Raw genomic sequence first — 10,905 nt, 5'->3', positions numbered from 1 at the left:
TTCGAAGACTACGCCTTCTAATACTTTTTGACTATCTTTATCTACTTTTGTTACTTCCACATTTCCCTTGTCTAACATTTCGTTTTCTACTGTTAAAGCAAGAGATTTTGTCATGCCTTTTTCAATTTGGAAAGTAATCGGATCTACTAATTGTTTATACCCTTTTGGTGCCTTTACTTCTACTAACTTGTATGTGCCGACTGATAAATTAGTAACTTGTGCTTGTCCTTTTTTATCTGTCGTTATTTTAGCGACTACTTGTCCTGCTGCATCTTGAATCTCAAATACTGCATCAGCTAAAGCATCTTTATTTTCTTTATCTACTTTTGTAATTTCTACATTTCCTGTATCCACTAATTCATTTTCTACTGTTAGCTTTAGCGCTGTTACTCTACCCTTTTCAATTTCGAATGAAACTGGCTTTTCTAGTGGTTTGTATCCTGCCGGTGTTTCTACTTCCACCAACTCATACTTCCCAATAGGTAAATCTGAAACGTTTGCTTTTCCTTCTTTATCCGTCGTTACTTTCGCAACTACTTTTCCTTTTGAATCACGTACTTCAAATACAACATTTTCTAATGGAGCTTTACTATCTTTATCTATTTTTGTTATCTCTACATTCCCTGTATTCACCATTTCATTTTCTACTTTTAATGATAGAACCTCGGTCATGCCTTTTTTGATTTCAAATGATACTGGTTTTTCTAGTTTTTTATAACCAGGCAAACTTTCTACCTCTACTAATTCATACTTTCCTACAGGTAAATCTGAAACATTTGCTTTTCCATCTTTATCTGTCGTTACTTTTGTAACTTCATTACCCTTTTCATCTTGGACGATGAATGTTACTCCCGCTAACGGTGCTTTATTATCTTTATCTATCTTTGTTATCTCTACATTTCCCGTATCTACCATTTCATTTTCTATTTTTAATGATAGAACTTCAGTCATGCCTTTTTTGATTTCAAATAATACTGGATCTGTTAGTTTCTTATAGCCTGGTAAACTTTCTTTCTCTACTAATTTGTACTTTCCTACTGATAGATCTGAGATTTTTGCTTTACCATCTTTATCTGTTTTTACTTCCTTTACTACTGTTCCAGCTTCATCTTGCACTTCAAAGACTACGCCTTTTAATGCTTTTTTGTTGTCTTTATCTACTTTTGTAATTTCTACTGAACCTTTATCTAACTGTTCATTTTCTACTTTCAATGATAGGACTGTTGTCATACCTTTTGTAATTTCGAATGATACTGGTTCTGTTAGCTTTTTGTAGCCAGGTAAACTTTTCGTCTCTACTAATTTGTACTTTCCTACTGATAAATCTGAGATTTTTGCTTTACCATCTTTATCTGTTTTTACTTCTGTTACTACTTTGCCTTGCTCATCTTGCACTTCGAAGACTACGCCTTCTAATACTTGTTGACTATCTTTATCTATTTTTGTAATTTCTACTGAGCCTTTGTCTAACTGCTCATTTTCTACTTTTATTGCTAAAGCTTTTGTCATACCTTTTTTTATTTCAAATGGTACTGGTTCTGTTAGCTTTTTATAACCCAGTAAGCTTTTCGCCTCTACTAATTTGTACTTTCCTACTGATAGATCTGAAACATTTGCTTTTCCATCTTTATCTGTTACTACTTTTCTTACTACTTCATCTTTCTCATCTTGGACTTCAAATTCGACACCCGCTAATACTGCCCCGTTTTCTTTGTCCACTTTTGTAATTTCTATATTACCTTTGTCTACCATTGCATTTTCCACTTGTATTGGGAATATGCCGTCCCCTGTTACATTTACTTCGAACTCTGTTTCTTTTAATTGGTAGCCTTCAGGTGCTTTCGTTTCTTTTAAAATATATTTTCCTGGTGCTAACGGTTTAGAGATTGCCTTACCATCTTTATCTGTAACAATATGTTCGACTACTACACCGTCTTTTACTATATCAAACTCTGCATTTGCTAATGGTTTTTCACCATTTTCCGAATCAATTTTCTTTACTTCAATTTGACCCTTTTGCATAGTATTTTTAATTTCAATTGTTTTTGTTTCTCCAGCTTGAAGTGTAATCTCTACTGGGCTTGTTAATTTTTGATATCCTTCTGGCGCTACTGTTTCATAAACTTTATACGTCCCAGGAGCTAAAGTTTGAGGTACTGAAAAACCTTTTTCGTCCGTTTTCAGTTTTGCAACAACTTCATTTGCACTATTTCGAACTTCAAATTCGGCACCTTTTAACCCTTTGTTCGGATTCTCAGAATCTATTTTATGAAGCGATACTGTACCATCTTTTGGAGCTTCAGGCGGCGTAATAGTTACTTCTTTTGATGTTAATGTTTTATCATCAAAATGTAATTCCGCTTTATTAGGAATCTTCTTATCTACGTAAGAAGATAAGTCTGCATTATTTTTAATTTTCGCCTTGATACTAAGATTAATTATCTGGTCTTCATATGACTTATAGTCAAAATTCTCACCAAACGTAAATGTTACTTCACTTCTTTGCTTATCTATCTTTAACGTCCCTTTAGAAGTAATATCTTGGCCATTTTGATCATACACTTTTGCCTCTAATACTTCTAAAACATCTTCTAAATCATCACTAATTACCATTGATGTGTATTTAGGAGGATCGTTCGGTATATGTGTACCAACTTGGTATTGAATCACTTGATCCATTTGTGTTAGCTGCTCATTCTCTACAAGCTTGCCATTCTCATCAACTATATTTTTTTCAATACTAGGTGGATTATCGTCACCTGAACCGGTTCCCCCTCCACCACTTACGAATACTTGTCCTACTTTTTCTTCAGTTTTAATATTTTTACCTTCTAATTTCACAGTATTTTTATGAGGCTTTGCAGCAGGATTAGTAATCTTTGTTTTATATCTTAAAATATAACCTTTTGAACTGTCTGGAAACTCAATTGTAAATCCAGCCTTTGTTGCATTAATTTTAATGTTAGATAAATCTGCTGGCTTAATATTTGTTGGTGCATAACCATCTTCAAATACAGCCTCTTCTAATACTACGCTGTCTGTAATTAACTCATGCCCAGGTCCTAATGTATCTGTTAATTTTAGATCTTGCATTTCTGTTCCAGTTGCATTTACGTATACAAGCCAATCAGCAATCGAAGGATCTTCTTGATTATAAGAACCCCATTTCAATAGATTATCTGTATTGGGCTGTGGCTTCGGTCTCTCTGTCGTATTACTTACATTTACTTCTTTATTGACGATTTGACCATCAACGTTAAATTCTAATGGAATTTCTTTAACACCATCATATGCTTCTAGACCAAAGTAGAATTCTACGAATAAAGAACCTTTAATGTTATTCTTTCCTTCTACGTAATCACCCATAGTACACGTTAATAGACCCTTTTTCATCTCACATGTACCAACTGTTTTTCCTTCAGCATCTTTTAAAGGAAAACTCATATTCATAAGGTCTTTTCGAAACTCTTTTGGCATATCAATTGTGAATTGATCTCCACTTTTTATTTTTTCTTTAGCTGACCACTTCACTTCTACTTTCATACCATCTGAGGCTTGATACGGTTCAGATGTCGTGCCATCAGTACGGGAAATATTAATTTCGTCCACTGGGCTTTTCATCACAGCAGCTTGAATAACTGGAGCCCACACATTCAGCACTGAAAATAATACTAGAAAAACTAATGAAACCATTGAAATATGTCTTTTAGTACTTTTCATTTGCATAGTTCCCTCCTATTTTTTATATTTATATAACAAAAAAAGACCGTCCGGTTGCATCAAAAATGTGCAACCAGACGATCTTAGTAACCAATATGTATTACCGTAGACTCTAAGCTTTGCGGCCTATCCTTTCGAATAGTGTGCTAAAAATATCTTTTATTCTTTTTTTGTTTCATTTTCCTCTTAAACCAAATATTACTATACCGTCTGGACGGTTATAATTCAATACTCTATAAAATTGTTCTATTTTTCTAATAAAAAAAACAATTCACCACTACATTAAATAAGTAATGGTGAATTGTTTTCGCATTATATAGTTCGTATATTCTATTTATATGAATTACTAATAAGAGCTTGAATCACTTTTTCTCTTAACTCGGGGCTTAGTCTGCCAACCCCTAAATATTCCGAATACCATAATCCATCTGCTGCTAATCTAATAATTGTTGCACAAACTGAATCTATCTCATCGTTTTCTATATTCTTTTGCAGTTGCTGAAATGATTGTTGTAATGGCTCAAGTAATTCAGGTTTTAACATGAATGCTGCCATCATACTACTAGACAACTCTTCTGTTCTTCTCTCATTACTTAATCTTTCCTCTACAAAAGAGCGAACCCATCTCCCTTTCCTCTCTGAGTCTTCCGCTACTTTATTGTAAATAGCGCCCTCATTATCCTCTATCCCTCTGACTATCATACCTTCTATTAAAGCTTCTTTATTTGCAAAGTGATACAATAATCCACCTTTACTTACACCCGCCTCTTTTGCCACTGCTTCTAAGGTTAATTTAGCAACCCCTTTACATTGCACAATTTGAGAAGCGGCCGCCAAAATCTTTTGCCGCGTTATGCTGATACTCATTCCTTTTTAAAACCCCATTTCTACTAAATTTATATAAATACGAATCTTATTTTTAATATTGTTGATTACTACTAAGTATTTTCTTTATACAACAAAAGCTGCATTACCTTTGAAATTTTAGTTACTTATTCTATTAAAAATTTCCATATCATTCAATATGATAACATCAAATACATAACATTGACTATACATCTATACTTTTATATTCATCGAAAATATATCCATAAACACGAAATGTATAAAAATTGATTATCCTTATACATCTAATCTATAATTTAAAGAGGTTTATATTTTCATAAAAATAAAGTGAAATTTTATAAGGATGATTCCATTGAAAAAATTTTCTATTAGTTATTTAATATGCTTACTGTTTTTTCTATCATTGTGAATGTTTTACAGTATACAAGCGTTCCAAATTATGCGGATTCATGGGGGCCGATTTGGGTATCTATTATTATGCTTTCAATTCTTGGAAGTATTCCTGTTCTTATCGGTTGTTTAATAGGCGAATTTTGTTATAGAAAAATAAAAGGAAGTCACGAATTGAAAATCGGTATTCCTTTATTTATAGTGTTAGGTATTTCCTACAATCATTTCTTCTTTATGTTGTTTAACGACCGATATTTTCTATCCTTTAATTTAGAAGCCTTTTTGGAAACAGGCCTACCTATTACGTTATCATCTTTATTATTTTACCTTATAAGACGCCGTTAATTCTTTCATCATTACATAAAAAAATGTTATTACTCTTGTTACATCGAGTAATAACATTTTTATTTAAATCTATTTAACTAATTTGCTTCCAACTAGTATCCTTCATATCTTCGCTAGTCGGCTTTCTAACTGATTTCACAAAACATTCCTCGCAAGCACCAAATGCAATGAAGTTTTTCTGTGCTTGTCTTAACGAGACTTCATTTGCCCCGCCTTCAAAGTCAGGATCGTTAAACTGTACCTCATCATCTTCCCAGTAACATATATTACAAATTTCATATGTACCTGGTGGTTCTTCTTCTATTGTTCTATACCCGCAGCACGGACATGTATATTTCATTCTGTTACTCCATTATTCATTTCTTTTTTCTCCCATATATTCCGGCCCATAAAGAATGTAACAGCGCAAATCATAGTTATTACTATGAAAGTAGTATTAGAATCCTCATATGTAGTTGGAATTCCAATCGTTACAGAAACAATACTAAAAGCTAAAAGTAAATATAATAATAAAGATAGAATATAGCTTAGTTTAAATCGTAAAATGATACCTCTAAACAATAGCTCACCAAGTAGACAGCCACCTAAAATGATAGGTACTCCGAAATATAATGTAAGGACTCCCATTTGCGCAGTAGATTGAATTATCTTACCGATTACGTTCGGCGAAACCAGCTCACTATTGTTTCCCATCCTATCATATAAATCAAGTGCCGTTACTGAAATAAAGAAACTTAATATAGAAAACGAATACGGTATTAAAAATTTGCTCACTCTCATTCACCTCACTTTTTTTGTTTCACATATATTATTCATTACTTTCACCAAAAAAAAAATAGCCCTCTATGCTAAAACATAGAGGGCATAATTTTTATATAAAAACCTATACCTTATCCTGAAATCCCCCCTAAACAGAACATCTAAACTATCTGTGCCCTATATTCTTTAGGGGATAAGTGGTTATTAGAAAGTAGTGCCTTCTTTTTTATAATATTCTTTTGAAACCTCTTCATAAAATGCGGCTGATGTCGCGTAGAAATACGGTGCTAACCATAAGAAACCGATTCCTATAGTAAGAATACTTAATATGAACCAGCCTAAGAAACTTAAGCATAGTAAAAAGTAATCCATTTTATGTCCATTCATCATATGACGACTCTCAGTAATCGCTTGATTCGCTGTATATTCTGGATGATCATTCAAAATAAAATATGTCATAGAATAAGAAAATGATTTAATAATACCTGGAATAATAAGAAGCAATGTCCATAGAGTCAAGTATACATACATTAGTAAATATGTTAAAAACGACTTCATCAACTTACTTCCATCGCTAAACCATCTAAATATATGACCAATGCGAGCATCAGTCCCACGAATTGCATTTAAAACAAGATAATAGGCACCTATTGTTAATGGACCAATAACAAGCATTACTATAATACTTACTGTAAGTGAATCACTTGCCTCTTCCCAACCCCAAAATATCGAGAAAATACCTGTTGTTAGCATTTCAACAGCTCCAATAAGGATTCCAATTAATAAAGTTGCCCCTACCGCTAATCCCCATCTTCCTTTTAATGCATCAAGTGCTTCTCTTTTCAACTGACTTATCATATATAACCTCCTAATACTATTTATATTTTAGTATACCATTTATATCAAAAATTCCACAGATTTCCCTGAAATAGAAGCATACTCCTTTTTGCATACGTATTGATACATGTGTGCTGTAGTTGTACTAATATATGGATTAAACGACTCTTTTCCCTATAACAAAAAAGCTTGCCCTTCAGAATAGGCAAGCTTTCTCAAATTATTCCTCACTGATTCTCTTCTTATACCAATCCTGCATTCTCTCCGCATCTTCTACTCTCGTATGCTCTAATTTGTAACTAGATGATGCACTAGAAAACTTATACGTACATAAATCCGCTCGGCGCTGGAAATATGATTGTGTCTTCTCCATTGATTGGACATGTCTTCTTCTAATAAGTCCTGTATATTTTCCGACGCTACGATAGACAAGTGTAATTTGTTCTCCGTTAACACTGTAACCATTTGTTTTAAATGTTGCGTATCCAAGTGTAAAGATGAGGATCGCGAGCGGAATTAATGCCCACATGATGAAGTGCTTTTCAGAGTATATACTTATTCCAGTAAGCGGGATTGCGAGCATAGCGAAAAAGATAAAACTATCAATGAGATAACGGCGCAATGCTGCTTTTGGTAATGCAATAATGTTTGCATTCAGTTCGTATGGTAATTGTAAATGGGCGAGTAACTGTTGTACTCGATCTTTTCGAATGATTGGGTGCAGTGTAACCTTTTCTTTTTCGTCACCCATTCCTTTACTTTGAATCACTTCTACTTGCACAGCACAATAACCGAATGGTTGGCGTAAAATACTTTCTTTTATCGTAATACCTTGAATACGATGCAATTTTAGTACGAGCTCTTTTTTCTCAAGTAATCCTTGCGAAATGCGAACTTCGTCATTTCTTCGATTCACTGTGAAATCGCCATGTTTTAACGCGTAACCGATTGTAGATATAATCCAAGAAAGAACGAGTAACATGGCTACCATGAAAATCCAGCCATATATATCATGTTCCATTACATACGACTTTACGCCATTCTCTATCCATTTCGGAATGTACTCATCTACTTGGTGATAGACGAAAAAGATTAAAGAGAATAATAGTCCAAATTGACCAGATGTAACAGATGCTAATAAAATCTCTTTCCAAGTTAATTTATATTCTGTCGCTTGTTTTTCTTCTGTAACAATTTCTTTTTCTACTACATTTTCTGTTGCTTCGTCTAACGTTCCTTCTGCTTTCACTTCTGGAGTTGGCTCATTTAGCAAAGTAATAAGCTCCGCCGCTTCTTCTGCCGTAATACCAGCTAAGCTAACTTCTGCTTCATCGCCCCCACCAGCTGTTTCGATTTGAATTTTCTTTAAACCGAGCATTTGATAGAGCACGTTAGAACTTGTATTAATCGTTTGAACACGTTCTTTATTTAAGTAGCTCTCCTTTTTCACGAAGAGACCTTTTTTCACATGTAATACGTTATTTTCAACCCAATATGTTGTGTAATACCATTTTTCAAATGCTGAAAAAACGGTGAGTAAACCAAATGCCGCGGGAATTAAATACCAAAACGGGAATTTTCCGTTTAAGCTAAACATGAAAATAATGAGTGGTATAAAATCTGTTATTTTTAATTCTAATAACATCGTGATTGGATGCTGCCTCTTATACATCCTCATCACTCACTTTCGCTAATTCTGCGATTTTCGTTTTCAACATTTCTGCTTCATACATCGTTAAGCCTGGGATGCTATGAGAAGTTGCTGCTGTTGAAATGTGTAATTCTGCTAAGCCATATTTTCTCATAATTGGTCCTTGTTCAATCGTTACGTGCTGCACACGAATCATCGGTACTAATACGCGCTTTACGACAAAAAGACCATGCTGAATTTCAAGCTCTTCTTCATTTAGTTGGTAGCTGTAATAACGTTGACGTAGTTTCGGGAATAAGAAGTACGAAAATGGTGCGAACACAACTGTCAGCCCAATCATTACATACAAAATCCACGCCCACCAATCAAACTTTATCATGAGGAAAAGGTAAGCTAAAATGACGAGTATACCGATCCCTTCTTCAATTACAGCACGAACTTTCCACACCTTGACCATGTCAGGGTGAATTTCATTTTTCAATGGATCCATGTAACCACTCCAAATCTAGTAATCTAATATATGAATACTCTTAATCTACATTTTACATAACTTTACAGAAAATTGAAATTTAATCTTCTTTCTTCTCAGGAATAAAATATCCGAACCAAAGTAACCAAATGAAACCGATTAACTTCATCCAACTTCCATCCGCTTGAAAAGCTTCAATCATACCTGGTATTTTATAAATCCCAATAAATCCAAGAAAACCGAGCCACCAGTTTTTTTGCATTTTCATCTTTACTCCTCCTTCATGACGTTTTTCACATTTCGAATCCAAATTTCTTTATACTTTAAATGGAATCCCATGAGCATATAGTTGCTCATATTATCGATCACAAGCGCTAGCGTATGAGCATTTTCTTCCGTTTCATGTTGTGACACAACGCCCAGTCTCGCGCCTTTCTTCAATAAATCGTGGAAACCATGTAAGAAATCCTCTTGTATTTCAAATAAACGTTTCTGGTACTTTTCATTTCGCGATGCAGTTACGATAAATTCATTGATAACGCGTAGTATTCCTTCTTGCCCTTCATACTCAGAGAGCATATGTAAACCATCTGCGATTAGCTTTTCTGCAAAGTTTTCTTTCGTATACTGCTCTTTATCGAAGTAATTTGCAAAATGATAATCAGAAAAAATCTCTTCAAATAAAAAATCAACTAACGCTTCTTTAGAAGAAAAATGATAGTAAATAGCCGGTTTTGAAATACCTACCTCTTTCGCAATCATGGAAAGACTCATCTTCTCAATGCCGTGTTCTGCCATAAGTTTAAACGATGCCTCTACAATGTTCTGCGATGTTTGTAAATTCTTCGTCATATTGTACCTCACTTATTTTTACTTACCGGTCGGTAAATAAATTATAAAACAAAACGAAATGATTTTCAATTTAGTTAGCACTACAGAAGGTGTTTATTGGAAAATACAGAAAGTTATAAAGTAAAAGCAATATATAGCAATAAGGAGGATATCATATGGGACTTGGTGGTAATGGCGGCGGTGAAGCGGGAAAAGCTGGTAAGAGCGGATTTTCATTAATCATTGTACTTTTTATCGTATTGATTATAGTTGGAGTTAGCTATATCGGACTTAGCTTCTAAGAAAAGGCGTCCTACATTACACATGTAGGACGCCTTCTTTTTAATCCCTATTCAGCAACCGCATACGATAACAATTCATCGTTACTTCCCCAAGTCTTTGCAGTAATTGATAGTTCGCATACGCGCCGACCGGGGCACCGATTATTGGTACGAGCTGAAGCATTTTTGCTAAATCGATATAGTCTCGGTACTCTGTTTGGAACTTTTCCCAGTCCATATGATTTTCTTCTTCTGTATCCCACGTTTCGATGGCTTTCCATATTTCTTTTCGGTGGTCGTCACTTGAAAAGGCAAGCTGGAAAACGTGAAGGATAAAAAGGCGCTCTTCTTTGTCGCTCGTATCAAATCCGTACAATGTTGCTGCATCGAATAAAAATTTAATTTTAATGCCGAGCAAAAGCGGAAAGTCAGCAAGGCCAAGGAGAATACCGCCTGCTCCCGTCCCTGCTCCTTCTGCCGCTGCTATTTTTTTGTACTCATCCATTTTTTTACGTACTTCATCGTCTCGTCTTTGCAATGACCAGTTCGTCTCTTTTAATTTCGGCTTTATAAAGTTTGATCCGGCACTAATTGTTTGTACCATCATCCGAATCGTTTCTGTTAATACTTTTTGCACTTTCGCCGGAATAAGCTGTTGTACTTTCGTCTGCACTTTCTTTGAGAACCGTGTCATCATAGAAGAATCTTTCATGAATGTAGCTTTCCACTGCTCCAATTCTTTTATAACCTTCTCTTCGTATGTAATCATAGGTTCA

11 protein-coding genes, 1 pseudogene and 1 riboswitch are annotated in these 10,905 nt (G+C 34.4%); of the genes and pseudogenes, 2 read left to right on the top strand and 10 right to left on the bottom strand.

The window, feature by feature from the left end:
- Positions 1–3,726, bottom strand: a 3,726-nt coding sequence (locus IBT51_RS20720) for a SpaA isopeptide-forming pilin-related protein (RefSeq protein ID WP_200458617.1), incomplete at its 3' end; no start/stop codon positions are given.
- Between the two features lie 59 nt (positions 3,727–3,785).
- A riboswitch (cyclic di-GMP riboswitch) is annotated at positions 3,786–3,878 on the bottom strand.
- Between the two features lie 172 nt (positions 3,879–4,050).
- Positions 4,051–4,587 (bottom strand): TetR/AcrR family transcriptional regulator, encoded by a 537-nt coding sequence (locus IBT51_RS20715; RefSeq protein ID WP_000028013.1) that lies wholly within the window; start codon positions 4,585–4,587, stop codon positions 4,051–4,053.
- A gap of 331 nt (positions 4,588–4,918) precedes the next feature.
- Between IBT51_RS20715 and IBT51_RS20710 the strand changes: the two are divergent.
- A pseudogene (locus IBT51_RS20710) lies at positions 4,919–5,301 on the top strand (hypothetical protein).
- Positions 5,302–5,374: 73 nt separating this feature from the next.
- Here the strand turns inward: IBT51_RS20710 and IBT51_RS20705 are convergent.
- The 7 genes from IBT51_RS20705 to IBT51_RS20675 form a co-directional block, all read right to left on the bottom strand.
- Positions 5,375–5,641, bottom strand: a complete 267-nt coding sequence (locus IBT51_RS20705; protein WP_069355171.1) for a CPCC family cysteine-rich protein — start codon at positions 5,639–5,641, stop codon at positions 5,375–5,377.
- Entirely contained in the window at positions 5,638–6,081 is a 444-nt protein-coding gene (locus IBT51_RS20700; RefSeq protein WP_200458618.1) for a hypothetical protein, read from the bottom strand. The genes IBT51_RS20705 and IBT51_RS20700 overlap by 4 nt, the downstream gene beginning before the upstream one ends.
- A 183-nt stretch (positions 6,082–6,264) precedes the next feature.
- Positions 6,265–6,918, bottom strand: a complete 654-nt coding sequence (locus tag IBT51_RS20695) for a DUF975 family protein (protein ID WP_053565074.1) — start codon at positions 6,916–6,918, stop codon at positions 6,265–6,267.
- A 199-nt stretch (positions 6,919–7,117) separates the two neighbouring features.
- Entirely contained in the window at positions 7,118–8,569 is a 1,452-nt protein-coding gene (locus IBT51_RS20690; protein ID WP_053565075.1) for a PH domain-containing protein, read from the bottom strand.
- The gene (locus IBT51_RS20685; protein WP_000371358.1) at positions 8,562–9,038 is read right to left on the bottom strand and encodes a PH domain-containing protein; all 477 of its coding nucleotides are present in this window, start codon (positions 9,036–9,038) and stop codon (positions 8,562–8,564) included. The genes IBT51_RS20690 and IBT51_RS20685 overlap by 8 nt, the downstream gene beginning before the upstream one ends.
- Positions 9,039–9,117: 79 nt before the next feature.
- Complete coding sequence (locus tag IBT51_RS20680; protein WP_000783808.1) at positions 9,118–9,285, bottom strand: hypothetical protein; 168 nt, start codon at positions 9,283–9,285, stop codon at positions 9,118–9,120.
- Between the two features lie 2 nt (positions 9,286–9,287).
- On the bottom strand, positions 9,288–9,869 hold the full coding sequence (locus tag IBT51_RS20675; RefSeq protein WP_016082590.1) for a TetR/AcrR family transcriptional regulator: 582 nt from the start codon (positions 9,867–9,869) through the stop codon (positions 9,288–9,290).
- 155 nt (positions 9,870–10,024) lie between these two features.
- Here IBT51_RS20675 and IBT51_RS20670 point away from each other — a divergent pair, with 155 nt between their 5' ends.
- Entirely contained in the window at positions 10,025–10,150 is a 126-nt protein-coding gene (locus tag IBT51_RS20670) for a YjcZ family sporulation protein (RefSeq protein WP_144465833.1), read from the top strand.
- A 40-nt stretch (positions 10,151–10,190) separates the two neighbouring features.
- Here IBT51_RS20670 and ecsC read toward each other — a convergent pair whose 3' ends face one another.
- Positions 10,191–10,898: an ecs operon protein EcsC gene (gene ecsC, locus IBT51_RS20665; protein WP_000634126.1), complete on the bottom strand. Its 708-nt coding sequence runs from the start codon at positions 10,896–10,898 to the stop codon at positions 10,191–10,193.
- Positions 10,899–10,905: the final 7 nt, after the last annotated feature.

The sequence above is a fragment of the Bacillus sp. S71 genome (assembly GCF_016625265.1).
GTDB classification, from domain to species: Bacteria; Bacillota; Bacilli; order Bacillales; family Bacillaceae_G; genus Bacillus_A; species Bacillus_A cereus.
Note: the sequence above shows the minus strand (reverse complement) of the source record. Positions and strands in the feature narration are given on the sequence as shown.

Coding starts and splice junctions, on each gene's coding strand:
- IBT51_RS20685 (WP_000371358.1), bottom strand. CDS start 9,038: ATGGATCCATTGAAAAATGAAATTCACCCTGACATGGTCAAGGTGTGG.
- IBT51_RS20680 (WP_000783808.1), bottom strand. CDS start 9,285: ATGAAAATGCAAAAAAACTGGTGGCTCGGTTTTCTTGGATTTATTGGG.
- IBT51_RS20690 (WP_053565075.1), bottom strand. CDS start 8,569: ATGTATAAGAGGCAGCATCCAATCACGATGTTATTAGAATTAAAAATA.
- IBT51_RS20675 (WP_016082590.1), bottom strand. CDS start 9,869: ATGACGAAGAATTTACAAACATCGCAGAACATTGTAGAGGCATCGTTT.
- ecsC (WP_000634126.1), bottom strand. CDS start 10,898: ATGATTACATACGAAGAGAAGGTTATAAAAGAATTGGAGCAGTGGAAA.
- IBT51_RS20695 (WP_053565074.1), bottom strand. CDS start 6,918: ATGATAAGTCAGTTGAAAAGAGAAGCACTTGATGCATTAAAAGGAAGA.
- IBT51_RS20715 (WP_000028013.1), bottom strand. CDS start 4,587: ATGAGTATCAGCATAACGCGGCAAAAGATTTTGGCGGCCGCTTCTCAA.
- IBT51_RS20670 (WP_144465833.1), top strand. CDS start 10,025: ATGGGACTTGGTGGTAATGGCGGCGGTGAAGCGGGAAAAGCTGGTAAG.
- IBT51_RS20705 (WP_069355171.1), bottom strand. CDS start 5,641: ATGAAATATACATGTCCGTGCTGCGGGTATAGAACAATAGAAGAAGAA.
- IBT51_RS20700 (WP_200458618.1), bottom strand. CDS start 6,081: ATGAGAGTGAGCAAATTTTTAATACCGTATTCGTTTTCTATATTAAGT.